Source organism: Paenibacillus kobensis NBRC 15729 (genome assembly GCF_004000825.1).
Classification (GTDB): domain Bacteria; phylum Bacillota; class Bacilli; order Paenibacillales; family Paenibacillaceae; genus Paenibacillus_T; species Paenibacillus_T kobensis.
Genome location: NZ_BILZ01000003.1, coordinates 15,180 through 39,452, shown reverse-complemented (window position 1 = coordinate 39,452; position 24,273 = coordinate 15,180). Strand labels below are relative to the sequence as shown.

Genomic DNA, 24,273 nt, shown 5'->3' with positions numbered 1-24,273 from the left:
CAGGGGGAGAAGTTAAGGCAATGAACCGAGTGTTAAAATGGGTCCTGCTGATTTGCGCCGCTTCGGTGGTGGTGAACGGATTGTTGTATTGGGGAACGGGCAACCGGGACGTGATCATCAACCTGTGCAGCTCCACCGGGTTAGGCGTCTTATCCGCCGTCTGGTTGTTGTTCTTGAGGAAAAGACAGTAAAAAAACTCGCCATCTCCATGGCGAGTTTTGTTTACTTATTCGATCGCACTTTTTAATGCCTCGTACATCTTCGCTGCGTATTCGTCGATCTCATCCCGAGACATACGCAAGCGGGGCACAGAGCTGCCGTATCCAATCTCCGGCTTGCCCTCTTCTAACCCCGCGAAGATTCCGTCCGCGAAAGCGTCCAAAGGCTCGCCATGAATATGCAATCCTGCTCCGCCCAGATCGGTATTGACGGCCGGAGGAGCGACTTCAATGACTTCTACAGACGTGCCCGCAAGCTGATGTCTTAGGCTCATCGTAAAGGAATGCAGTGCGGCCTTTGTCGCAGAGTAAATCGGTGCAATCGCGAGCGGCGTAAACGCTAGACCGGAGGTAACGTTAATAATTGCCGCCTGTTCCTTGGCCTTGGCTGCCGCAAAGTAAGGAGCGAACAGCATCGATAGATGGAAAGGCGCTTCAATGTTCGTCGTCAGCTCTTGGTTGAAATAACGCCAATTGTCCTTCGCATCCGCTTTGAGCACATGGAAACGCTGCTGGATGCCGGCGTTGTTGACCAGCACATTCACAGCCGGATAATTCGCCGTTACCCAATCGAACAAGGCGGCGCGTTCGGATTCAACAGCCAAGTCGCTCACGCGGGTAATGAGGCTTGGGAGCTTTTCTTTGGCAGACTGGAGCACCTGTTCACGCCGTCCTGTCACAATGACCGTATTGCCGGCTTGAATAAAACGTTCTGCGAAAGCGAGCCCGATTCCGGAGCTTCCGCCTGTAATAAGAATCGTATTCCCCGAAAGTTTCATTATTGTTCCTCTTCTCTCATAAGTTTGTCCTCGCTTCGTCGTTCCTGAATTCGCTTGGTATAGTTTGTGATTTTCACATCTATTCCGGCTAATGATTCTGTCATCAACGCAATCTCATCCAGCACCGTTTGCTTGTGCTTGTTCATCATCTCAAGCCGCTTCTCCAGCGTGCTCTCGCCTTCCAGAATCCAGTCTATATACCGCTTGATGCTGCTTATCGGCATGTGCGTATTTTTAAGACGTATGACGGTTCCGAGGAGTGCCATTTGATTGTCCGAAAATAACCGTCGTCCAGCCTCGTCACGCTCCATTAGCGGAAGCAGTCCTTGTTTCTCGTAATATCGTAATGTTGATTCCGGAATATGGAACGCAGCAGCAGCTTCGCTGATCGAACGATACTTCATCTTGAATCCTCCCAATGGGCCTTGCCTTTACTTCGTCGACAGGAATAGCATACGACTTAAACCATGGTTTAAGTCAACAGGGGGACGGGATTAAATATTTTAGCAAGAAAAGTACATTTGATCGGAGAGAAGGATAGTAAAATTATTTCTTCAATTACTTTCAATGGGAGGGTGTGTGATTCTATCTCGAGGAGATCAAATTCAAGTTTACGATCCTTCCCGTGACCCCGGGTTTGACATAAGGTGTGTATAAATGACAGAGGTGAATACGACATATGAAGCTTCAAGATAAACTTGTTCTCGTTACAGGTGTGTCTGGTACAGCGGGCGATAGAATCGCTGCGAGGTGTGTTCGTGAAGGTGCTAGAGTGCAGGGGCTCATTCGTAAGGAAGAACAGGTCTCCCTTTGTAACGAACTCGGTATTACGCCTGTGCTAGGAGACTTAACGGATAGAGAGACCATTAAACAAGCGCTTCAGGGGGTCGACATCGTCATCCACGCTGCGGCATATCTGGGCGGCGATAGAGCCGCTGCTGAGCAGGCTAATATACAAGGCGTTCAGAACTTGGTGGACGAGTCCTTATCCGCAGGAGTGGGATGCTTCGTACATATTTCGACGGTATCGGTTTATGGGCATTCGGAGGACGAGGTGGAGATGGATGAAGCAAGCGAGCTTGCCTATGGCCATTCCGACGTGTACGTCTCAACGAAGTGCGAGTCGGAGAAAATCGTACAAGCTGCCGCCACGAACGGACTTCCCATCGTCATATTACGGCCAGGTGTTATCAGCGCCGAATATAACTCCCACTGGGGAGATAAACTTGTTGCAAAGATTGACGCAGCAGAAGAAGTAACGTGGATTCACCCTGACGATCTCACGCCATGGGTGCATGCCGATAATTTGGCGGAGATGTGTATACTAGCAGCGACCCATCCGGCGGCATGTAACCAAGTTTACAATGCAGTGGACGGAAACTATAGGGAAGATGAATTCACCGCGCGTATTGCCCGTGCCATGGATAAGACGCTCAAGATCCCAGGCGGCAATCCGATAAGAATGGCTTTTCGCCATAACAAAATAAGAGACGAGCTGGGCTACCGCCCCGTTGTCACGTTCGAAGAGACCGTAACGCAGTTGGAGAGTCAAACCCGGAGATTGAGTTCCATGTAGTACCGGCGGGTTCTAAATTAGCTAATTGGAGCATACCTTATTGGAGGAAGAGTGGTTTGTTTCACGAATCAATCACATGGACAATGACCCCTCAGAATGAGGCTGCAATAGAGAAATCAATCAACGCAACAAAGGGGTTGAACAGCTGCCGCATACATTGGATAGTGGCAACCTCGTTGGGCAAACACAAACAATGCCCTTAACCGCTCCTATTTCCTATTGGAGCGATCAAGGGCTATTGAGTTTGCCTATTCGATCCGACTTAGTTCTAGTAAGTTTTTCTAAAATAGAAATTGCCGATTTTGATTCTGCCTGTTCCGGATGTCTCGTTGAAATAGAGATATCCTGTTGGCAAGCTAGAGAATCTCGTGTAATCAGATGCACTGCTAACCGATGAGAACCAAGGGTACGCTCTGTTTTCGTTAGCCAGCATAATGTAACTATTGTTATACGCCCTTACCAGTGCTCTAATTGAGTCTGTGCTCGAAGACGCATCCGGAACCGGATTTTTCATAATAGAGTGCCAGTAATTGCTTGAACTTGAATTAAGGCCATCTAAACTAGTGAATGCACTCTGATAGTTTGTTGCCGTGTTAGCGATAATTCGATTCGTCATACAGTCACTTGCTCCGTTAAGGCTATCAACTCTGCTAGTAAGATTACTAACCTCTAAATACAGCCCTCTAGTCATAGCACTCACTTGAGATACCCCAGTCGAGCTGGTTACCGTTTTAACGGCGCCGACGAATTTCTTGAATTCTGTATAACTATCTCCGGATCCTAGCATCGCAGTACTTCCGAAGTAATTGTCATCCGTGAACGCTTCCCAATACTTGTAGATGCTGCTTTTATAAGTCGTCGGCCAACCGGCATTCATGATGTCGGTAATCTGTGCGTCTGTAAAGTAGGTGCTATTCGATGTTGCAGCAGAAACTGTAGCATTTCTTGGAACTAATAATCCGCCAATTAATAATGACAACACCATTGAGAAAAATAATATCTTTCTCTTCATAACTCTAACTCCTCCTAAATTTTAGATTTCAAATTGTTAAGAGAAATACAAGTATGGTAAAGTAAAGTTGAAATTTAAAAAAAATCAAAAAATGTCACCTTTCTCGAAAACCAATGTTTTTCTTGCCTTATCTATAAAGCTTTTTTTATAGCTAAATGCCAATTGCTTGCTGATTCCAAGTTTGTCTGCACAATGGGATAGTGGCATTCCTCCGAATAAATTATTGACTATAATAAACTTTTGTTTTGGAGGAAGTTTGTTGATCAAGTTGTAGAGTTCTTCACTTTCAACGTGATGGTTCCAGTCGGAAGTGAATTTTTGTTCATAATAGATTAGTGCGTTTGAAAATTTTTCAAAATCATATACCCTGTCGTGCTTATTAGTTTGTTGCGCTTCTTTCAAAAATCTTAATTTTTCTCCATGTAAATACTTTGTTATGTAACTAATGAACTTCCGCTCTGTTATAGATAAATTTTGCACACGAAAATCCCCCCTTTAAGAAAAAGAAGAGCAGGAAGCAACAAAATGTAAAATGAAAGGAGGAAAATAATATGAATAATATTGAAATGAAAGAGGAAATGTTTGCTCAGGTGCTAGAGAAAGCGAAAACATGTAATGATTCCCTAATGGAAATAATACACAAATACGATCCGCTAATTAAAAAAAATAGCATAATTGATGGGCGGTTTAATGAAGATCTACACTCCCAGATCATTATTGTATTTATTGAGGCTGTGAAAAAATTCCGAATAATTGAATAGTGAATTAAATATAAGTAATTCAGGAAATCATATTGTTATATTTCTGTAAAGGAAAAATATACGTAGTTGAGGCCTGGAGGGCGTTGGTCAAATTGGGGATTAATGAAGGAGAATCAACTCTTCTAATCGAAGTAGTTGCGAGAATTTCAGAGGTTGAGGAATTTATCAGAATAAGGGTGTGAATCCGGATGAGGGTCTATAAAGAAAAACATTTTAGCGCGAGTGCATTGCACACTGTGAGATATGTATTTGTTTTATGTATTATTTTTCTTATTTCATGCAGCAATCAAGAAAGTACTGTACCGGAAAGCGTGTCAGAAGAACATATAGCATCTTCAATTGGAGTGGCAGATCAAAATCAAAGGAATGAAGAGACTTCAAATAAGAGTCAAAACATCGATGCGCTATTATCAGGGGAGAAAGCGAGTTTAACGATCAGCCAGCATGATAATGTGTTTATTGCGGCTAGTCCATCTTTTACTCAACGAATCATCGATGCGCTCAAAACCCACGATGATGCAGTTACCAAGACAAGTGAAGTTGATCCGTATGATATAGCGCTAAGATTTGACGGGTACAAAGATATATTTATAAACCTAGAATGGAATTCATTCTGGTTTGAAGGAGCCGATCAACAATACCCAATGGGCATTGCGTTTGCGAATCAATGGGACCGTTATTCGATACATGTTGTGGATGGAAATATTACGTACGACACTTTTGAGAAAACGATATTAAGAAAGACGCCGTTCATTAGTCATGATGGGATATCGAATACGGCGGTGCTGTTTTATGATGGGGATATTCGATTGGACGTCAATAACTCGCAAGTCGTGATCGATTCAAACGTAGATGAGAATTCTTTGAATTATAATGATTCAAGTGCTCCGTTGACCTCCTACTCTATGCAAACGGTAGGTGATTATCCTTTACTTGCAGTGATGAAAAATTTCAGTACTGTAAAGGGTCCTAACGTTACATTGGATCTATTCTCATATACCGATCAAGATATTCGCAATGTATTTTCAACATCAGAGATGGCATGTGAATTAGATGCACTTGATTTGGTGAAGGGGAAGGTCACGATTGGTCTGCCTTTTGCAAATACGATTATGACACATAACTTAACGAGTAAGGAAAGAAGTATCTCCGCCAGTAAAATGAAAGATTTTAAAGAAAACAATGTGGAGATTGATGATGAGTATATAAAATCAATCAAGGATACAATATCATGCGCACCTGTTAAGGTTGCTTTTAAAGTTGCAAATGGCGTTGAAGAGATATTGATTTCAACCAATATACAATCAGTAGGGGCAAGGACTCCCATAAGCATCAATTGGAACGTTGTGTTTAAATTTGAGATTAAGGATAACTTAGTCCATTACAAAGAAGCTGTGTTTGATAACGTATAGGCCTATAAGCGCACTCACTTTCATATAAGATGTAAGAATGGCGTATAGGCAAGAACCAAACAACCCCCACCTTGAACATCAAGTTGGGGGTTGTTTGGTTCTATCGGTTTTTTTTGGGGTAAAACTTTCTTGCTAAAGAATCGTATTTAAAATAAATAGTTACATAGCGAACAGGGGGCTTTATATTCGTGGATCATGAGCGGTTAAAAATTTTTGATGATAACGGGAACGAAATAGGCGTTGCAACCCGTGAAGAGGTGCACCGGATCGGCCATTGGCATGAAGCGTTTCACTGCTGGTTTCTTAGCAGAGAGGGCGGCAAGGGGTATATCTACCTCCAGCTTCGCAGCAAGCTGAAGAAGGATTATCCGAACCTTCTCGACATTACGGCCGCCGGACATCTGTTGGCTAATGAAAAAGTTCTGGATGGGGTCAGAGAGATTCATGAAGAGATCGGAATCGATGTACCGATTCAGGAGCTTTTGCCCCTTGGAACGATTAAGTACTGTGTAACTAAGCCTGGCTTTACGGATAAAGAGCTGGCCCACGTTTACTTGTACATAGGGGAAAATATACTCGGCAAAGCGGTCCTTCAGAAAGAAGAGGTATCCGGGATCGTCAGGGCGGAGTTCCAGTCCTTCTGCCAGTTATGGCTCGGGCTTATAGACCGGATTCGGGTAGAAGGATATGAAATAATAGACGATATCCGCATCCCGATAAGCCAAGAGGTACAACGGGACCGGTTTGTTCCCCACGACAAGTCTTATTACGAGGATATTGTAAAATTAATCGCCAGCCAAATATAACTCATGGAAGAAGACCATCCTAATTAGGTGGTTTTTTTGTTATTTTGTCGTTACGAAAAGACCGCTGAGCCGTACTACAAGTGACGGCACAACACCCGTACATAGAGAGGAGAAACACTGTTGGATCAAATATGGTTGGAGTACGCGTGGACTTTACTGATTCTCATTGGATTAGAAGGCTTATTGTCGGCGGATAATGCACTGGTTCTGGCGGTTATTGCGAAGCATTTGCCGGAGGACAAGAAGAAGAAGGCGATTAATTACGGCATTATTATGGCTTTCGGTTTCCGCTTCGCCGCTCTATTCGCCATCTCGTTCATTGCGAACGTGTGGCAGATCCAGGCGGTTGGAGCAGCCTATCTTCTATACCTTGGTTTAAAGCACATCATCAAAGCGCGTTTCGGCAAAAGCAACGAGAATAATCAAGAAGAAGTGAAGAAGAAAGCGGCGGGAAGCAGCTTCTGGCCAACTGTGGGGAAAATTGCCATCGCAGATTTGGCCTTTGCGATTGATTCTATTCTGGCGGCAGTAGCGCTGGCACTTGGTCTTCCGAATTCGCCGCTCGGCGATTTCGGCGGGATGGACGGCGGACAATTCCTGGTTGTCTTGCTCGGCGGGGTCGCGGGGCTTGTTCTAATCAAATTCGCAGCCGCTTGGTTTGTGAAGCTGCTCGAAGACCGGCCGGCTCTGGAGACGACCGCTTACGCAATCGTGGCATGGGTGGGCGTGAAGCTCGCAGTCATTACACTGGCGCATGAGGACATCGCGGTGCTGGATCATCATTTCCCGCACAGCACGGGCTGGACAGTCGTCTTCTATGGCGTCCTGGTCGCGATAGCGGTACTCGGCTGGTTTGCACCAGCGAACAAAAAACAACTGCAGGCTGACCGGCTGTAGACTCGCTAAGCAGACTGCAGACTATCCTTCAAATGAAAAGCAAGGCCATCCCGAGCGGATGGCCTTGTTCGTGTATAATGCTATCCTTTGGCTTGCGTTTGGATCTTGCGGGCAACCCGTTCTCCGAGCTCGGCGGATGCCTTATACAGGTAGCCGAGTACAATGGTTTGCGTGTCGGGCGATATGCCGGCGAGATCGGCGGCCAGGTTATCGACCAAGTGCTCTTGCGCTAGCGGTGCAAGAGCGCGGTAATATTGGCCGGCCTGTGTGAAGTCGTCCTGCTTGGGGATGTCGGAGCGCATGAGACGTCCTTCTACATGCCGCCCGTTGCCGCTCGTCACAAGAGATTCAGGCGTCCAGTTCTGCTGATGATTGATCGGAATCTTGCGGAAATCCGGGCCGAGCCGATGGCGCTCCGAATCATAATAAATATTAGCGCGCCCTTGCAGCATTTTATCGTCCGACAGCTCCGCGCCTTCCAGCAGGTTGGAAGGGGAGAAAGCCAGCTTCTCGACTTGCTCCATATAATTATCCGGGTTGCGGTTCAATACCAGTCTTCCGACCGGCTGCAATGGATATTGCCGTTCATCCCATATCTTCGTATCGTCCAGCGGATCATAAGGGAGAGTGGACTCGTCTTGGGGGTTCATCAATTGAACGTAAAGCCCGTATTCAACGGTCTTGCCCGCGGCGAGCGTATCGTATAAGTCCTTGCCGGCATAGTCCGGATTCTCGGCAGCAAGTCTGGCTGCTTCTTGACGGTCTATGTACTGCACGCCCGCAAGAGGAATCCAGTGGTATTTCACATAAGTACGAACGCCCTGAGCGTTCTTCCAGACGTAAGTATTGACGCTATGGCCCGGGATGTGGCGGAGACTCTTGACGGTGCCCGCATCGGAGTAGAGCCAGACGAGAAAGTGGGTGGCTTCCGGCGCCCTTGCGATGAAGCTCCAGAACCGCTGCGGATCGATGAGGTTGTTAACAGGCGAAGGCAGGAATGCCTTGATCGACTCCGGGAAACGGATGGCGTCACGAACGAGAAATACGGGAATGTGGTTGAAGACGAGATCGAACACGCCATGATCGGTATAGAACTTGGAGGCGAATCCGCGAACGTTGCGGGAAGTGTCTGGCGTGCCTTTGTTGCTGACGGCTAAAGAGAAGCGTGCTGCGACGGGAACTTGCTGGCCCGGATTTTGTAAGAAACAAAGCTGCGTGTAGGCTGACATGGCATTCACGGTCTGAAAATAGCCGAAAGCGCCATAGCCTTTGACGTGCACAGGCCGTTCCATCAACTTCGAATGAACGAACGTTTCCAGCGTTTCGTGCAGTACGGTGTCCTGCTCCAATACGGGGCCTCTATCGCCCACGGTCTGCGAATGCAATGCAGCCGGATTGTCCGGTCGATTGCCGTTGTTCTCGTTCATCTCTCTACCTCCCATGCCGGCGATGCGGATTGTCTGGATATATAAAGGTATGAACAGCCTTAAGGCGAATATGACAGTGCCGTGTCCAATAGAGCCCGGTGAGGGTCTTCCAACGAATGCGCTCGAATAGGCAATCTGGGCAAGACTTACCTGATTGATAATACTGGTTTGTATAGGAGGACGAAGGATTGCTGCTAACTAAGAAAGCGAGCCGGTTTAATGAGATCGGTGTCTATGAAACGTCCGAATTATATGGGAGAACGGGCAAGTACCGCATTTTGCAGTTCGCGGACGGGGCGGTGCAGGGCGCAATGGACATGAAGGAGCCGCAGCGTGTCGTGCTGGAATACCAACGCGCCATCATTCATCTGATGGATTGGAATGATCCGGACTTTAGGAGTGCCTTCCTTATCGGTCACGGGACCGGGACGATCGCTGGGCACTATCCCGGCAAACCATTCGTCGTCGCAGAGATCGACGAGATGGTGGTGGAGCTGAGCCGTGAATATTTTGGTTACCGGCCGCACAATGTCTTGATTGGAGACGGACGCGAGCTTCTAGAGGAACAAATGCCTAATGCCTTCGACTACATCATCTTGGACGCCTTCACTTCGAAAGGGACTCCGATGCATCTGACGACGCTGGAATTTTTCCAGACGGTAATGGACAAGCTCCGTTCGGGGGGCGCCATCATTCTGAATCTTGCGGGCAAGCTTCGGAACGACAGGCTGAGCTCGGCCATTCATACGACTCTGAGCGAGACATGTGCCTATACGAGAGTCTTCTTTCTGCCGGTGAACGGAGCGGGTATGGACGACTCTGGGAATATGATCATGATCGGCAGCAACCGGCCTATCCAGGCACAGTCCGGACTTACGGCAGGCTTTGCTGAGATTGAGATGGAACAGGGGCATATGATTAGAGACAGTAAGCAGCATAATGTCTGAATCTCCCCAAGATAAAAAAGAGACTGCCCGTAATCCCTATTGTTAAAGGGTTTGGCCGCTATCTACCGTAATGATCTGGCCGGTCATGGCCTTCTGTTCCAAGGCAGCGCAGATCATGGCGGCGATATCCTCCGGTGTCGATATGCGCTGCAGCGGAAGATGGGGAGCAAGGCGGTTCATTTGCTCCTCCCGGCCCTCCCACCATCTTGTCGCAACGGCTCCCGGAACGATGCAGTTTACTCGAATCTCAGGAGCAAGAGCGCGGGCCAATGATTTGGTAAGACCGTGAACAGCCGCTTTGGATACGGCATAGGGGAGTGAGGAGCCTAGCCCTGTCTGTCCTGCGATGCTGCCAAGATTGACGATCGCGCCGGCCGGACTTTGCTTCAGGTAAGGAGCGGCCGCCCGTGCACAGTTGAACATTCCCTTTACGTTCACGTTGAACAATTCATCCCATACCTCATCGGTCGCAGCATCCAGGTCGCTGAATGGAATGTGCCTGGTAATGCTGGCGTTATTAACGAGCAGGTCAACGGCACCGAATCGCTCGATAATTCTTCGTACCTCTTGATCCCGGGATACGTCGGCCTGTATAGCGACCGCCTGACCCCCCTCTTCGAGGATGGCCCACACCGTTTCCTCCGCGTCGGATTCGGATCGGGAATAATTCACTACTACGACCGCTCCTCGTCTAGCCAATGCGATGCTGGTTGCTTTGCCAATCCCTGTGCCGCCTCCCGTAACTAGTGCCACCTTGTCCTTGAATTCCATAGGGGCTCCACTCCTTCATCTGTTATGGGTCTCATTGTAATGCCGTTTGGGTAGTTTTGTATAATTGAACGAATTGAATAAGGTATTCAAATTTCTTGAATTCATTCGGAACGACGGGCATGAAGGAGCGACAAGGAGAAATAGGAGGAGCGGAGGGAAACAAAAGGGGCATGAGCAGCTTTTTTTCGATATCCCATTCGGCTATAATAGTCACATTCCGGATAACGGGAGGTGATACTCATGGCAGTCAGAGATTGCCTGACTGGAAAGCCTCGTGCAAAGCCTGTAAGAGGAGGCGATACTTTGCATGGGGGACACGGATTCATACTTGTCGCCTGAATAATCGCATATATCGTTTTCTAATACTTGGCTTTGCACCTTATTGTCGTACCACCGTACCACAATACCAATAAGGGGCTGGCGTCCATGTGTAAACCATTTATTAGAAACCATCACTATAACTTTATTAAAAACCAGGCAGACTACGTGCTTCATGCACTCCGAACGGTCGGTGACCGGAAGGTGCTGGAAGCCGTCCGCTACAGCGCACAGACGAAGGTAACCGAGCTGTTCCCTGATGTGCAGGACGATCGTAGAGCGATGCTGGAATCGGTTGCGAATTTGCAGACCGCAGAGGAGCAGCACAAATTTTTGCAGGCACTCGAGCCTTACCGGGTAGAGTTCCCTCCGATTACCGAGGCGCAGATTCGGAAGCTGTTTCCGAAGAATAAGAAGCTGAAGCTGCCCGATCTGGTGCAAATCGATTTCCGTAACGTATCCTATCTGAACTGGATCGATATATCGACCAATAAAATGTTTATCGTCTACCATACGGATGGCCAGTTTGTTGGGATTGAAGGCCGCTATACGGCAACCAACAAGAAGAGCTACTGCTTCGCATGCAACCGGTACGAGAGGCTGGCCTTGTTCTCGGCCGTATCGAAGAAGCGGCCGGCGAATGCTTCGCCCGATTATTACAAGGCGGTCGGCAACTATATCTGTATGGACGGCCATGACTGCAATAAGAACATGACGGACGTAAGCTCGTTAGAACAATTTATCCGCGCTGTTCTAGGGTAGAGCGAGATTGGGATCGGGATGATAACGCAAGCACAAGAGGCGGCCGCTGGCCGCCTCTTGTTTGTTGTACCGATTAAATACCGGCGAGCATATCGCGCAGATGATCCCAATGATCGGCCACCCAAATATTCTCTTCCCTGAATCGCTTAAGCGGGATCGAGTCATGTTCCCGTTCGACTGCAACCCACTCCGCTTCTTTCCACCAGGTTAACTGGATGGACCGAACCAGTTTCTCCGCCGTTAATGGCATACGCTCGCGGTAGCCTTGGACAAAGGTCTGTACCTGACCGATACGAAGCTGCCGTCCATCCAGAGCGCAGGACAAGATAGGCCGGGATATATCGAATTCGGGATAAACATAGTTCAGCCTGTCGAAGTCGAGTATCGCACCGACTGACCCAGGCCGGAACAATAGGTTGTCGGTGAACAGATCCCAGTGTCCCCAGCCCCGTTCGCATTCGGCAAAAATACCGGTATCCGTATCCTCCAAGATGATGCGCTGAACCTCTAAAGCGGCAATCGTTCTCCCGCATTGCATGGCATTGGCATGAAGCCATCGCTGTTCCCAGAGCAGATACAGCTCCTCTTTGCTCCGAATATCCCAATGCAGGGGCTGCGGAACACCTTTCGAGTTCAGAAGGTGATGCATTTTACCGACCGCCTGCCCAAGAGAGTGCATTTGATCAGTGCTAGCCATGCCCGGCTTTATGATATGCCCTTCGCACATCCGCATGAGAACGAACCGTTCCTGCGAAGGAGTTCTTAGAACATGCCTCCCTTGGTGGGCGAATAATTCAGGCACGGGAACCCCTTGCTGATGCAAGCGGGCTTGATGAGCTAATGAAACTTCAAGTCCATGAACGGATTGCTCCGGATAACGCGTCTTGTTGTACTGCTTCACGAACAAGCTGCCGATGTCGGTAGTCAGTTTCCACTTCCGATTCAAGTAGCCTTGCTCGATTTGGGCGTAATCATGAATCGTTATTCCGAACAAATCGTTGACCGTGGTGAAGATGTCATCTCGAACCATTAGAGCTTCGCTCGTCTCCAGCAATACATAACTCCCCCGTCTTCGGTGGCTGTAGTTTCTCATTCGAGGAACACATGTTCTAGATCTCATTCTACACCCAAGTAATGGACGTGTCATTGACCTCGAATAAATTTCCATAACTGCAAGTATGATTCCAAGGGAGTCATCCTGAACATGCAGGGGGGATGTTGAAGTGAGCAACAAGAAGGTGGCGATCATCGGGGCAGGGATAGCGGGGCTGACGCTAGCCTATGCGCTGGAGCGAAGCGGGCGGTTTGATTATAAGCTCATCTTGGCCAATGATGCGGAGGACATTCGGAACGGCCGCATTCTATCGACGCAGGTTCATTTCAAGAACTTATTGCAGATCGAGGAACGCCATCAGATTCAAGATTACGGACCCGTGAATGAAATTAAACGAATGGAACTGTATATAGACGGACACAAGATGTTCCAGGGAAATCTGCATAGCCGGGCTTCGAGCCAAGATCAACGCTTATATCTATCCTCCTTACTCAACGGGCTTAAGGCAAGGGGAGCCGATATTCAGAAGACGCGTCTGGACAGCAACGATTTGGGGGGACTCGCGGATGAGTTCGATCTTATTGTCGACTGTACGGGCAAAAGAGGACCGCTAGCTTCGTTTCCTCCCTATGAGCAGCTTCCAAATGCTCCGTCGACACCGTTAAGAAGGATAACCGCCGGTATGTTCCATGGGATCGAGACGGAAGATTGGAATCGGATGGGCTTCAACATAGTTCCGGGGCACGGGGATTTGTTCGTCATTCCTACTGTAACCCGGTATGGTCCGACAATCTCCTTGCTGCTCGAGGCCGTGCCCGGAGGTGAACTGGACCGAATCAAAGGAAACCCGGACCCGGATGTTCTTAGCAAGGAGATGCTAGCCATTCTGAAGGAGCACTTTTATCATCTCTATGAAAAGGTGAAGGCAGATGATTTCCGCCTCGTCGACCCGCTGTCCTATTTGAGAATCGCGATACAGCCGCAGGTTCGCATTCCCTATACGACCGTGAATGGAACGTTAGTCATCGGCTGCGGGGACAGCGCCGTGTTGAACGATCCGATTACGGGACAAGGGGCGAACGCGGCCTCATATTGCGCTAACGCCTTATACGAAGTATTATCGAGTTCCGCTGACCAGCCGTGGGACGCCGCCGTCGGGGAACGTTACTGGAATGCAACGAAAGAATACGTGACGAAGATGTCGGAGTGGACCAATGCGATGATGGGCCCGCCCTCGCAAGGGTTCTCGGAGCTGCTGGGCAGAGCTTCGCAAAGTCAGGAATGCGCCGATCAGTTCGTCAACTTGTTCGCCAATCCGATATCCGCGCATGGCGCGTATTTCTCTGCAACTGGTCCATAATGAAACGGTGATCGGCACTGCTGCCGACTAAGGCTGACCTTCTGCGCCGCCGCCTTCCTTTTATCCCGTTAAGAGGAAGTCTGGAGGAGCGGGCGGCGAGAGTCGACGACGTGCTGCAGAAGTTCGTGAAATACCGGAGTCTGGGTGAGCTAGTGCTGATATCCAGTGAGGAGAGCAGTGTTCCGTAAGCCGCTATGGATACAAGCGGAGCGCTTGAAGGCGGCACTTTCGGAATGTAAATGATAAAGGAGAGAAGCCTACTGGCCCCTGGACGCACGAAGCAGAAGACAAATTTGCACAAAAATTGGCCGTTTCAGCTCCATAGACGCGAGGCCCTATAGGCACTACACTAGGATAATCACACTGAATAGGGATTATAGGGAGCATTCGAAACGTGACAATATCCGATCATATTCCATCTTGGAAGAAGCTTAGTCTGTTTGCTGTTACTTGGCCGATTTTCATCGATTCCGTCCTGCGCATGCTGTTAGGCACGGTAGACGTGTTCATGTTGAGCCGCATCTCCGACACGGCGACCGGAGCGGTAGGCTTGGCCAACGAAATCATTTTTTTCTGCATCCTGATGTTCGGCTTTGTCGGAATCGGGACCAGCGTAGCGGTTGCTCAATACATCGGCGCAAGACGGGAGAAGGAAGCGAGCCGCATCTCGGCGCTTGCCATTACGATTAACCTGATCTTCGGGATTCTCGTCAGTGTCGTCCTTGTTACATTCGGGGAATCGCTCATGCGGATGATGCATTTAAGCCCCGAACAAATCGGGATCGCCAGCCGGTATTTGAAAATTATCGGCAGCTTCATTTGGGTCGAAGCTCTGTCGTATGCCATCTCCTCCATCATTCGTTCCAATGGCCATACGAAGAGCGTTATGTATGTGACGTTAGGCGTTAATCTGGTTCATATTGCGGGCAACTACTTGCTCATCTTCGGTAACTTCGGGTTTCCGGATTGGGGCGTTACGGGCGCGGCCGTATCGACAGTTGTGAGCCGCCTGCTAGGCATCGTCGTTCTAATCATTCTGTTGTACCGCCGGATACCATCGCCGATTCGAATCAGAGATTACGTGACCTGGAACGGCACCTACGTCAAGCAGATCATGAGTGTCGGTCTGCCTGCTGCGGGCGAGCACTTGTCTTGGCAGTCGCAGTACCTTATGGTTGTAAGCTTCGTGAATGTAATAGGCGTTACTGCGCTTAATACCCATGTGTACGTCATGAACGTATCCAACTACTTCATGGCTCTTGCTCTGGCGATTGGTGCAGGTACCGAAATCATCGTCGGACAGATGGTGGGAGCAGGGGAAATGAATGCTGCGTACCGAAGACTGATGAAGAGTGTGAAAATCAGCTTCGTTCTAACGTTCGCCATCGTCGGCGCGGCATCGTTATTCCGGCATCAGATTATAGGCATGTTCACCAATGATGCTGATATCATTTCGGTTGGCGCGAGTATTTTTCTGCTGTCCATCGTGCTCGAACCGGGCCGGACCTTCAATATCGTCATTATTAACTCGCTGCGGGCGGCTGGGGATGCGCGTTTCCCGGTTATGATGGGCGTGCTGTCGATGTGGGGAGTATCGGTGCCGCTTGCTTATTGGCTCGGTGTTCATACGGACTTGGGGCTGCTGGGCGTCTGGATCGCATTCGCCGTTGACGAATGGCTGCGCGGAGTCATCATGCTGCTTCGTTGGAGGAGCCGGGCTTGGGAGAGCAAGGCGCTGGTGAAGCCGATGTCCGCTTCGGACTCCGGCACAGAGCTTCAGGCTTAACACATACAAGTGGAATGAGGGGCTGTCCTGCAAGTCGTCTAACGACTTCGGGACGGCCCTGTTTGTTGTTCTTCGTTGTATTATGTACAACGAAATTCAATAGCTGATGCGCAAGGGAAGTCCTCATTGTACTTCATACAACGAATATATCGGCGAGACCGTTAAGTAGATGCCATACGGCACGATTCACGTTTTTCCCATTGTACGTTATGCAACGAAACCTTTCACTTGGCACCAAATGGGCTCAATTCATTGTACAAAGTGCAATGATGCTAGCGCACTCCGTAACGATGAAACTTCAAATGTTAGTGAAGGAGCGGTCCGGCAGGCTGCTGCGGTCCTTGCGCGCCCGCAATCGGCAGCGTCATGGCGAATGCGGTCCCCTCTGCCGAGCTTTCCTTCAGCTCTAAATCCCCTTGTTGGGCTTGCCCAAGAAGCTTGCTGAACGCGAGACCTAGACCAAGGCCGCGAACGTTCTGCTTCTTGCTCTCTCCTCGAAAGAACCGTTCGAACACTAACGGCTGCTCGGACAGCGGAATGCCCGAGCCGTTGTCGCGAACGATGATTTCGGCATGCCCGCTGTTCCGTTCGAACAAGGTGATCGTGATCCGGAGCGGCCGGCCGGGATGCTTGGACTGAACGCTGTTGTTCAGCAGATTGACGATAATCTGTTGGATGCGGAGCGGGTCGCCTTCCACTTCGACCGGCTGCGCGGGCAGTGTAAGCAAAGGCTCACAGATACCCTCGTCTTGGTGCAGCGTCCATTGATAGATCACCTCGGATAGAAGCGCAGCCGCATCCAACCGGCAACGGCTGATGTGGACAAGGCCGGCGGCCAGCGCGTTATAGTCGAGCAGATCGGTGATCATCCGTTCCAGTCTGCCAGTCTCTTGGAGGGCAATCTCAAGAAATTCGTCTGCCTCTTCCTCTTGGACAACCTTTTCCTTGACGGCGTGGATAAGTCCTTTCGCGGAGGTGACGGGCGTCTTCAGTTCATGGGTCAGGCCGGCTAGCATGAAGGTGCGGGAATGCTCCAGCTGCTTCAGCTTGCCGGCCATTTCCTTGAACGAGACGAATAACTCGCCGAGCTCGCGCTCCTTCGCATTGGCGCTTAGCTCGATGTCGTAATGACCGAGGCTGATGCTGCGGGCGGCCGACGCTACATTGCGAATCGGGCGCGACAGCTTCCGGGACAACAAGTAAATCATCAGCCACCCTAGAGCGGTTAGGTTGACCAGCAGCAGCATTAACGCCCATTGGAACTCGCGGCGCTGGATCAGAGACTCGGTTGGATGCAGCAGAGCGACTTGTCCGACCTTACTGCCGTTATTTAGAATCGGGGCGGTAACGGCGCGATACCCGGGCACAAGCGACTTATTCAGTTTCGCGTTCAGCCTTTCTGGAAGATCCGCCTGCGTGATCTGCTCGTTCGAATACAGAAGCTTGCCCGCCTTGTCGGTAACGATGACGCACAATTTGATCCTGTTCCCGAGGAACCGGACCCTCTTATTAATCATCTCGCTCATGTTCTGCGGAATAAGAATCGTTCCGTTGTACGAATGAAGACGGTAAGCGATCTCCTGTGCGAACATCTCCGCCGTCTGCTGGCGGCTGTCCATCGTGGCGCGGTTCGTCCACCATACGACGGCGGCGGCTATAGCGAGCAGCATGATGAAGAGAATTAGAAAATAACGCATTGTCCAATAGGACAAGATCGAAGTTGGCTTCAGTTGGCGATCCAAAATTGATACCCCGTTCCTCTCAGTGTCCGAATTTCTCCTTCTTCCGCGGGCCAATGAGACAGGGTCTGCCTGATTCGCTTAATCGACAAGTCGACCGCCCGGTCGCTTCCTTCGTAATCCGTCCCCCACACATTCTCGATGAGTTGAGCCCGCGTGAAAATCCGGTGCGGGCGTTCGGCCAAATATAACAGCACCGCCATATCGCGGGGGATTAAATCGACTTCTGCGCCGCTGAGCGAAACGCTCTGGCAGAGGAAGTCGATGCTTAAACGCCCGAAGCGGCATTGTCTGCCTCCGTCTGTCCATTGCAGAGGACGGCGCAGTACCGCTTGTACCCGCGCGACAACTTCTTCCGGTATGAATGGCTTGGACATGTAGTCGTCGGCACCGCCGTTCAGTCCGGACAGCCTGTCTTCGATCCCGTCACGGACAGTCAGCATAATAACCGGACAGCTGCTCGTTTCCCGTATGTGGCGCAGTACTTCCCAACCGTCGACGTGCGGCAGCATGACGTCAAGCAGCACAAGAGAAGGGGGGTGCTCCGTGAATGATTTGAGCGCTTCGCGTCCATCGGAAGCGAGCGTCACGCCGAAGCTGGCTTTGCGCAGATAGGCGGCCAGTACGCGGGCGATTGCAGGTTCGTCTTCAACCACTAAGATCGACTTCAAGCGATTAGCTCCTTTCGATTGTTCTTATCAAATTATAACAACGCATTCATAAACTTCATATAAATCCCAGTTCCTAAGACTCGACATCTGCTCGACATATTCGGCTGTTACAATGGTCACGCAAGTGTGATTTTCAGAAGAGAAAGGGGGGATATTGATGAAAAAGAAGCAGGTGATCTGGTTATCGGTCCTCATTGTCGTCTGTGCGGTCGGGGTCGGGGCTTATATGTGGTTCGACCGTTTCGTCGGCAACAATGTGGAGATCGAGTCGGTTATGGCCCCGGCTAATGAGGCAGGGAAGACGGAAGAAGCTGGAGCGACCGCTTCAGCGGCAGGAGCGGCGGTATCGTCCGACAAGCTGAACGGCATGTGGCATATCGCGGACGGTTCCAAAGTGTATTGGTCGGTCACGACGTCGAAATCGGAGGTTAATTTCGTTGATGAAGCCGTAACGGGCTCATGGTCGGTTAATCTCGACGACGCGGCGGCGATGGTAGGCGAAGGGGCTGTCGATCTGAACGCACTCGACTCGGGCAATAGCACGCGAGATCAGCACGTGAAGGAACGCGACGATTTCCTGGATGTTGCGAAGCATCCGCAAGCGACGTTCAAGGCGAAATCGTTCTCGGCGGTGCCGAAGGAATGGAACGAAGGAACGTCGGTGCCGCTTACGATGACAGGAACATTGAACATTAGAGGCATTGACAAGGAAGTGACGTTCGACTCGAACGCGATGTACAAGGACGGACAACTGCTTCTCTCCGGCAAGACGCAGGTCACGTTTGCTGATTTCGGCATGACCAATCCGCATACGGTCGTAATGGCGACGGAGAACGAGTTCGCGGTGCAGGTGGAGCTTGTCATGAATAAGATGTAAGGATGGATTCACAGCTATACGGTTTATGGATTGGCAGAAGGCGCCCGAGAAGGCGCCTTTTTGCTGTGCTGCTGATGGCGGCAAGGAATACCTTAACCGTTGTAGAATCATAACCTATGCTAAGTGACCGATGGACGTCGAACGGGACAGTGTTTCGCAAGCGGCTGAAGTGACCGGAAACTGGAGGACCGAGCGTAAGGAAACGGCGATCTGATTCGTCTTAGATATATAGAATGAAATGGAGGGATGCTTAAATGCCGACGGCAAGGACGGAGTTGCAGAAGCTCGGAGATGAGACGCGGCCATATTACGAGAAGTTCTGGGGAATTATTACCCCTTATCAGGACGAGTTGTGGAGATACTGCCGGAAGCTTGCGGGCAATCCATGGGACGGCGAAGATCTGTTCCAAGATACGATACTGAAGATGTTCACCTCATTATCCTCGCTTTCTCATCGGGAGCAGCCGGTTCATCCCCGGGCATTCTTGTTCCGGGTCGCGACGAACCACTGGATCGATATTTGCCGCAAGCGGAAAATGCAATCCGAGAAGCAGCAAGATAGTCCTGCTGCAGCAGAAGAGCTGGATATCGAGACGCCTCTCGATATACGGGACGCGTTCGAGACGTTATTGGCGCATCTTCCTCCTCGGCAAACGGTCGTCCTCGTGCTGGTGGATGCCTTTCAATTTACGGTTCGGGAGGCGGCTGACATCGTCGGAACAACGGAAGGTGCTGTTCACGCCGCCTTATTCCGTGCAAGAGGCACTCTACGGCAATTGGCCGCCAAGGAAAACGCTGAAGGGGAAGATGCCGGGCGAGCATCACTCGCTCCTAAGCCGGACCCTGCTCTGGTGGAGCGGTATGTGTCCTGCTTTAACAGCCGGGATTTTCAAGGTATTGCGGACCTGTTGGCCGACAATGCCGTCTATAGCTTTGTCACTCAATCGAGCAAAGAATACGGCAAGTCCGCAATTATGAAAGCATCACATAATCCGAGCCATTATGAGCGCCGCGATTTGCAAGCTTTTGTGATGGAGCTGTGGGGGAGACAGGCGGCCGTTTTCTGCAAAGTGAGGCCAGACGGTACGCCCGAGGCTTTGAACGAGGTTATAGCTCTGGAAACGGAAGATGACCATATCGTATACTTGAGCGGTTACTTCTTCTGCCCTTCGTTCATGGAGGCAGCGGCGCTCCAACTGGGTCTGCCGCGTGAAGAATGGCAATGCGCAGAGTAATCTAACCGTCACATAGGAACGGCGGTTTTCGGATAGGCTATTGCAGGAAATGGAGAACATCAATTTATGCTTACCGCTGTCACTCAAGGCGTTTTGTTATCGCTGGGACTCATCTTGCCGCTAGGCGTTCAGAATGTATTCGTGTTCAATCAGGGCGTTAGCCAGCCTGGATTTACTCGAGCTTTACCGGTCGTTCTAACGGCTGCGTTATGCGATACGGCTCTCATCTCGCTCGCTATTCTAGGGGTATCGGTCTTCATCGTCACCGTGCCGGCGGTGAAGACGATTTTATTCGCGGCGGGGATCTTATTCCTGCTATACATGGGACTGGTCACTTGGAGAAGCAAGCCGAAGGGCGACGGCTCCCCGCAAGACGCGGCGATGTCTCCGCGCAAACAGATCATGTTCGCGGCCTCTGTCTCCTTATTGAACCCGCACGCCATTCTGGATACGGTGGGCGTCATCGGAACGAGCTCGATCTCTTATTCGGGCGCGGATAGGCTGGCGTTCGCGTTTGCCTGTATCATGGTGTCATGGGTCTGGTTCTTCGCGCTGGCCTTAACCGGAAGGCAGGTCGGAAGATTGGATAAGTCGGGAACGTTCATCGTTATATTGAATAAAATATCGGCCGTTATTATGTGGGTGACTGCTGTCTATCTCATAACACGGTTACTGTAGACATTTGTTTGACGTCAAACTATAATGAGCATATGGAAACCAGAGACATCGTATCGTTAATCTCCAAGATCAGAGAGAAAGTAAACCGGCACATCGTCTCGGAGATGGCCAAGCAAGGAATGGAAGAGATCGGCACATCGCATGGCGATATTCTCTATGCGTTATTTAAGACGCCCCGGCTTACGATGGCTGACATTTCGCGGCGGATCAATAAAGACAAGTCAACGGTTACGGCGCTTGTCGATAAGCTGGTCCGGCTCGGCTACTTGACCAAGGAGAGGGACCAAGAGGACGCAAGGGTGGTCTATGTTGCTCTCACTCCGAAGGGCAGCGAGCTGGAGCCGATTTTTGAATCCATATCGAGAGAGATGCTGGACCGGTTCTATGCGAACGTTACAGACGAAGAGAGAGAGCTTCTATTTGGCGCGCTGACGAAGATTTATAACAACTTTTAAATTTTTTTGCCAAATAGTTTGACGTCAAACCATTATTCGAGGAGGACTTTGAAGATGGATTATACGAAACTGTTGCCTGCACACACGGGGAAGTATGTAGGGGAGAATGATTTGTTTCTGGAAATATTCGAGCCGGACAGCACAGTCGGCGGAACGGAAGAAGCAATGGGCAGACCGCCGCTGTTATTCGTGCATGGCGCCTTCACGGGGAGCTGGATGTGGAGCAAGTACATACCGCATTTTGTCGATGCAGGGTGGAAATGCTGCGTCATGAATTTGAGAAGTCACTATAGAAGCCGGCAGCTCGATCTGTCGCGGATTACATTCGAAGATTACTTAGAAGATATCAGGCAGGTAATCGGGGAGTGCGATACCGCTCCGATCGTGATCGGGTTCAGCATGGGAGGCATTCTGGGCCAGAAGCTGGCCGAGACGGCTGACATCGCCGGGCTGGTGCTGATCGATTCGGTTCTGAGCCGGGAAGTACACGATGAAGTGCCGTACCTGCAACTAGGCGAGCTTGTGCCTCATATCATCGTGCCGGCCCCCGTCCGCGAAGAGACATCCAGCATTGATGAATCGGCAGAAGATATTGCGTTCCAGAGGAAGTACCTTGCGATGGAATCAGCCAACGCTTATAACGCATTCGTATTTTCTCCCGAATCCAAGGGAATATCGGTCGACAGCCGCGCGGTTACTTGCCCGTGCTTGGTCATCAAAGCGGTAGGCAGCGATAATGACGACCGCCAGGGGAGAGCGATGGCTGATCGATTCCGCGGCGAATACTTAGGGCTATGGAACACAACGCATACGGGAGTGCTCATCGGGCAGAGGTATCGGGAGGCGGTAGAGCGAATATTGGAATGGCTGAAGCGGTTGTAGAAGGGGTGATCGAGGGCGTATGGTCGCAGGGGCAATCATAATCGTGATTCTTATTGTTGCGGGTATTCTTTATATCAGAGGACGGCGAACAACGAAACGCAAGCAGATTGAGGTTAGTCGACAGGGGGGAGCCGCTAAGCAGGACCGTATAATCGGCGGATTCGCTGCGACGCCTGACTATCCGGAACCGTTCGGCTATAAGTGCCAATGGTTTGCGGTGAAAACGTTGGATACGCAGGCTGTAATTGAAGCCATGAAGATGAAGGACGTGCAGGTGTCGAATTGGAAGTCCGGCATCGAGGGCTCATATGAAGGTTATTATTTTGTCTCCCCGCCCGTGGAGGGATGGACCTTGGTCGTGAATCCTATCATGCCGGATTTAAGCGGTGCTGCCGCTCCGAGCCCGTTAATTGTAATCGACAGGTTGAGCTCGCGGTTCGGGGAAGCCTGTTATTTTGCTACTCATCGGGTAGTCGAATATCATGCTTGGGCAAAGTCGATTCATGGCAAGATCGTTCGCGCTTATGGTTATGTAGGCGAGATCGGGGAGACGATTATTGATGAGGGCGAGATGAGTGAAGAGGAACGGGAGAACGACGTGATCTTCACCGGGTTGGACGCCGATGAACCGCGTCTGCCTAGTGAAGAAGATGTGCTTCTCATGGCGGCTCAATGGACGATAGACCCGATGATGCCTAATGACCACTACGATAAGGGCACCGGATTTGTCGGTGTTGTTATAAACGAAGAACCACTCCATCGTTGATGAGAGTGGTTCTTTTGTATGCAGGGGAAAGGGAATCTTAATCCAAAATATTGAATAATTATTCTTATGAGTGTATTATCATGCATATTAATGGGACTTCATTCCAGAGAGGGTTGTATGTATGCACTTATTGGACCTCCATCCATTGTCGTCAGGTGATGTTATTGACATTTTCGATCTTGCCCGGAGATTGCAGTACGCAGAGAAGGACAGACCTCGGCTATTAGAGGGGAAGACGTTTGTTTTATTTTTCCCGGAGATAAGCGTACGGACGAGAATCACATTCGAGAAGGGAATCAAGGATTTAGGCGGCGAGAGTATACTTTTCCCGCCGGCAACGCTTGACCGAAGAGAGTCATTAAAGGATACGGTGAAATATATAGAGAACTGGGCGGACGGTATCATCGTCAGACATCCTGACTTCTCCGTCATTGATGAGATGGCGAGGCATTCCGCTATTCCTGTCATTAATGCTATGACTTCCGATAATCACCCTTGCGAAATATTAGCCGATCTATATTCAATCCGTGAATTGAAGGGGCAGGATACGGAGTTAGTGTACACATTCGTTGGTCCGGCGGGCAATATTGCGAGATCTTGGGCCCATATAGCGAAAGTCATGAACCTTCCATTTCACCACGTATGCGCAGCAGGTCATGAACTAATGCAGTCTTCGCCTAACTATACGTTCCACACCGAGCTTGAACCTGTATTGAGGATTAGCGACATCGTGTTGACCGACTCTTTGCCAAGCTCATTTCGAACGGCAGAATATATTAATAGCTATCAGATCACGCTAGAGAGAATGAGGATGACGAAGAAAGGTGCTCTATTAAATCCATGCCCGCCGTTTTTCAGAACTGAAGAAGTGAGTGAAGAGGTAATGGATTCGCCTTATTTCGTCGGACATGCGTTCAAGAGAAATTTGATTTATGTTCAACAGGCCATCATTTGTTATTGTTTATCGAAACAGAATGATGGGGGGGAGTAAACTGTTATTAGGAAGGTAAACATTGGACGATATAGAAATGATATAGGGAAAACCAATTCTTTGATCTAAAATTATACGGATACGAGGTGTCAT

General features: G+C 49.9%; 26 protein-coding genes. 17 read left to right on the top strand and 9 right to left on the bottom strand.

The genetic code is table 11. From position 1 onward, the window contains the following. Positions 1 to 20 precede the first annotated feature (20 nt). Positions 21 to 191, top strand: coding sequence for a hypothetical protein (locus PKO01S_RS28655; protein ID WP_164779459.1), 171 nt, complete (start codon positions 21 to 23; stop codon positions 189 to 191). A 35-nt stretch (positions 192 to 226) separates the two neighbouring features. Here the strand turns inward: PKO01S_RS28655 and PKO01S_RS03305 are convergent, their stop codons facing one another. Together PKO01S_RS03305 and PKO01S_RS03300 are read right to left on the bottom strand one after the other, a co-directional pair. Further along, positions 227 to 997 carry an SDR family oxidoreductase gene (locus PKO01S_RS03305; RefSeq protein WP_127529879.1) on the bottom strand — a complete coding sequence of 257 codons (771 nt, stop codon included), beginning with the start codon at positions 995 to 997 and terminating at the stop codon, positions 227 to 229. After that, positions 997 to 1,401 carry a MerR family transcriptional regulator gene (locus PKO01S_RS03300; RefSeq protein ID WP_127529878.1) on the bottom strand — a complete coding sequence of 135 codons (405 nt, stop codon included), beginning with the start codon at positions 1,399 to 1,401 and terminating at the stop codon, positions 997 to 999. The genes PKO01S_RS03305 and PKO01S_RS03300 overlap by 1 nt, the downstream gene beginning before the upstream one ends. 275 nt (positions 1,402 to 1,676) lie before the next feature. Here PKO01S_RS03300 and PKO01S_RS03295 point away from each other — a divergent pair, with 275 nt between their 5' ends. Beyond that, positions 1,677 to 2,573, top strand: a complete 897-nt coding sequence (locus tag PKO01S_RS03295) for an NAD-dependent epimerase/dehydratase family protein (RefSeq protein ID WP_127529877.1) — start codon at positions 1,677 to 1,679, stop codon at positions 2,571 to 2,573. 268 nt (positions 2,574 to 2,841) lie between these two features. On the opposite strand, the gene PKO01S_RS03290 is transcribed toward PKO01S_RS03295, so the two are convergent. Together PKO01S_RS03290 and PKO01S_RS03285 are read right to left on the bottom strand one after the other, a co-directional pair. Then, complete coding sequence (locus tag PKO01S_RS03290) at positions 2,842 to 3,585, bottom strand: hypothetical protein (RefSeq protein ID WP_127529876.1); 744 nt, start codon at positions 3,583 to 3,585, stop codon at positions 2,842 to 2,844. A gap of 84 nt (positions 3,586 to 3,669) precedes the next feature. Beyond that, complete coding sequence (locus PKO01S_RS03285; RefSeq protein WP_127529875.1) at positions 3,670 to 4,065, bottom strand: sigma-70 RNA polymerase sigma factor region 4 domain-containing protein; 396 nt, start codon at positions 4,063 to 4,065, stop codon at positions 3,670 to 3,672. Between the two features lie 71 nt (positions 4,066 to 4,136). On the opposite strand from PKO01S_RS03285, the gene PKO01S_RS03280 reads away from it, so the two are divergent. The 4 genes from PKO01S_RS03280 to PKO01S_RS03265 all read left to right on the top strand — a co-directional run bounded on the left by PKO01S_RS03280 (position 4,137) and on the right by PKO01S_RS03265 (position 7,461). Continuing rightward, positions 4,137 to 4,346, top strand: a complete 210-nt coding sequence (locus PKO01S_RS03280) for a helix-turn-helix domain-containing protein (RefSeq protein ID WP_127529874.1) — start codon at positions 4,137 to 4,139, stop codon at positions 4,344 to 4,346. A gap of 188 nt (positions 4,347 to 4,534) precedes the next feature. Next, positions 4,535 to 5,758, top strand: a complete 1,224-nt coding sequence (locus PKO01S_RS03275) for a hypothetical protein (RefSeq protein ID WP_127529873.1) — start codon at positions 4,535 to 4,537, stop codon at positions 5,756 to 5,758. 188 nt (positions 5,759 to 5,946) lie between these two features. Continuing rightward, positions 5,947 to 6,564 (top strand): NUDIX hydrolase, encoded by a 618-nt coding sequence (locus tag PKO01S_RS03270; RefSeq protein WP_127529872.1) that lies wholly within the window; start codon positions 5,947 to 5,949, stop codon positions 6,562 to 6,564. Between the two features lie 120 nt (positions 6,565 to 6,684). Then, complete coding sequence (locus PKO01S_RS03265; RefSeq protein ID WP_127529871.1) at positions 6,685 to 7,461, top strand: TerC family protein; 777 nt, start codon at positions 6,685 to 6,687, stop codon at positions 7,459 to 7,461. A gap of 80 nt (positions 7,462 to 7,541) precedes the next feature. On the opposite strand, the gene PKO01S_RS03260 is transcribed toward PKO01S_RS03265, so the two are convergent. Beyond that, a complete protein-coding gene (locus PKO01S_RS03260; protein ID WP_127529870.1) occupies positions 7,542 to 8,888 on the bottom strand; it encodes a catalase in 1,347 nt (448 codons plus the stop codon). 188 nt (positions 8,889 to 9,076) lie between these two features. Here PKO01S_RS03260 and PKO01S_RS03255 point away from each other — a divergent pair, with 188 nt between their 5' ends. After that, positions 9,077 to 9,835, top strand: a complete 759-nt coding sequence (locus PKO01S_RS03255) for a spermidine synthase (RefSeq protein WP_127529869.1) — start codon at positions 9,077 to 9,079, stop codon at positions 9,833 to 9,835. A 42-nt stretch (positions 9,836 to 9,877) separates the two neighbouring features. On the opposite strand, the gene PKO01S_RS03250 is transcribed toward PKO01S_RS03255, so the two are convergent. Continuing rightward, the gene (locus tag PKO01S_RS03250; RefSeq protein WP_127529868.1) at positions 9,878 to 10,606 is read right to left on the bottom strand and encodes an SDR family NAD(P)-dependent oxidoreductase; all 729 of its coding nucleotides are present in this window, start codon (positions 10,604 to 10,606) and stop codon (positions 9,878 to 9,880) included. Between the two features lie 426 nt (positions 10,607 to 11,032). On the opposite strand from PKO01S_RS03250, the gene PKO01S_RS03245 reads away from it, so the two are divergent. Next, positions 11,033 to 11,686: a FusB/FusC family EF-G-binding protein gene (locus tag PKO01S_RS03245; RefSeq protein ID WP_127529867.1), complete on the top strand. Its 654-nt coding sequence runs from the start codon at positions 11,033 to 11,035 to the stop codon at positions 11,684 to 11,686. A gap of 73 nt (positions 11,687 to 11,759) precedes the next feature. On the opposite strand, the gene PKO01S_RS03240 is transcribed toward PKO01S_RS03245, so the two are convergent. After that, complete coding sequence (locus PKO01S_RS03240; protein WP_164779458.1) at positions 11,760 to 12,740, bottom strand: phosphotransferase; 981 nt, start codon at positions 12,738 to 12,740, stop codon at positions 11,760 to 11,762. Positions 12,741 to 12,909: 169 nt separating this feature from the next. On the opposite strand from PKO01S_RS03240, the gene PKO01S_RS03235 reads away from it, so the two are divergent. Both PKO01S_RS03235 and PKO01S_RS03230 read left to right on the top strand, forming a co-directional pair. After that, positions 12,910 to 14,100 carry a styrene monooxygenase/indole monooxygenase family protein gene (locus tag PKO01S_RS03235; RefSeq protein WP_127529865.1) on the top strand — a complete coding sequence of 397 codons (1,191 nt, stop codon included), beginning with the start codon at positions 12,910 to 12,912 and terminating at the stop codon, positions 14,098 to 14,100. A 394-nt stretch (positions 14,101 to 14,494) separates the two neighbouring features. Then, positions 14,495 to 15,886, top strand: coding sequence for an MATE family efflux transporter (locus tag PKO01S_RS03230; RefSeq protein WP_127529864.1), 1,392 nt, complete (start codon positions 14,495 to 14,497; stop codon positions 15,884 to 15,886). A 305-nt stretch (positions 15,887 to 16,191) separates the two neighbouring features. Here PKO01S_RS03230 and PKO01S_RS03225 read toward each other — a convergent pair whose 3' ends face one another. Next, a complete protein-coding gene (locus PKO01S_RS03225; protein ID WP_127529863.1) occupies positions 16,192 to 17,628 on the bottom strand; it encodes a HAMP domain-containing sensor histidine kinase in 1,437 nt (478 codons plus the stop codon). Continuing rightward, a complete protein-coding gene (locus PKO01S_RS03220) occupies positions 17,613 to 18,296 on the bottom strand; it encodes a response regulator transcription factor (protein WP_127529862.1) in 684 nt (227 codons plus the stop codon). Before PKO01S_RS03220 ends, PKO01S_RS03225 begins: the two co-directional genes overlap by 16 nt. Positions 18,297 to 18,453: 157 nt before the next feature. On the opposite strand from PKO01S_RS03220, the gene PKO01S_RS03215 reads away from it, so the two are divergent. The 7 genes from PKO01S_RS03215 (at position 18,454) to PKO01S_RS03185 (ending at position 24,180) form a co-directional block, all read left to right on the top strand. Continuing rightward, positions 18,454 to 19,173 (top strand): YceI family protein, encoded by a 720-nt coding sequence (locus PKO01S_RS03215; RefSeq protein ID WP_127529861.1) that lies wholly within the window; start codon positions 18,454 to 18,456, stop codon positions 19,171 to 19,173. A 254-nt stretch (positions 19,174 to 19,427) separates the two neighbouring features. Beyond that, a complete protein-coding gene (locus PKO01S_RS03210) occupies positions 19,428 to 20,408 on the top strand; it encodes a sigma-70 family RNA polymerase sigma factor (protein ID WP_127529860.1) in 981 nt (326 codons plus the stop codon). 66 nt (positions 20,409 to 20,474) lie between these two features. Next, positions 20,475 to 21,086, top strand: coding sequence for a LysE/ArgO family amino acid transporter (locus PKO01S_RS03205; RefSeq protein ID WP_127529859.1), 612 nt, complete (start codon positions 20,475 to 20,477; stop codon positions 21,084 to 21,086). A 32-nt stretch (positions 21,087 to 21,118) separates the two neighbouring features. Next, on the top strand, positions 21,119 to 21,541 hold the full coding sequence (locus PKO01S_RS03200; RefSeq protein ID WP_127529858.1) for a MarR family winged helix-turn-helix transcriptional regulator: 423 nt from the start codon (positions 21,119 to 21,121) through the stop codon (positions 21,539 to 21,541). A 54-nt stretch (positions 21,542 to 21,595) separates the two neighbouring features. Then, the gene (locus tag PKO01S_RS03195; RefSeq protein ID WP_127529857.1) at positions 21,596 to 22,423 is read left to right on the top strand and encodes an alpha/beta fold hydrolase; all 828 of its coding nucleotides are present in this window, start codon (positions 21,596 to 21,598) and stop codon (positions 22,421 to 22,423) included. 43 nt (positions 22,424 to 22,466) lie between these two features. Further along, entirely contained in the window at positions 22,467 to 23,189 is a 723-nt protein-coding gene (locus PKO01S_RS03190; RefSeq protein ID WP_174818539.1) for a hypothetical protein, read from the top strand. 121 nt (positions 23,190 to 23,310) lie between these two features. Next, entirely contained in the window at positions 23,311 to 24,180 is an 870-nt protein-coding gene (locus tag PKO01S_RS03185) for an ornithine carbamoyltransferase (protein ID WP_127529856.1), read from the top strand. Positions 24,181 to 24,273: the final 93 nt, after the last annotated feature.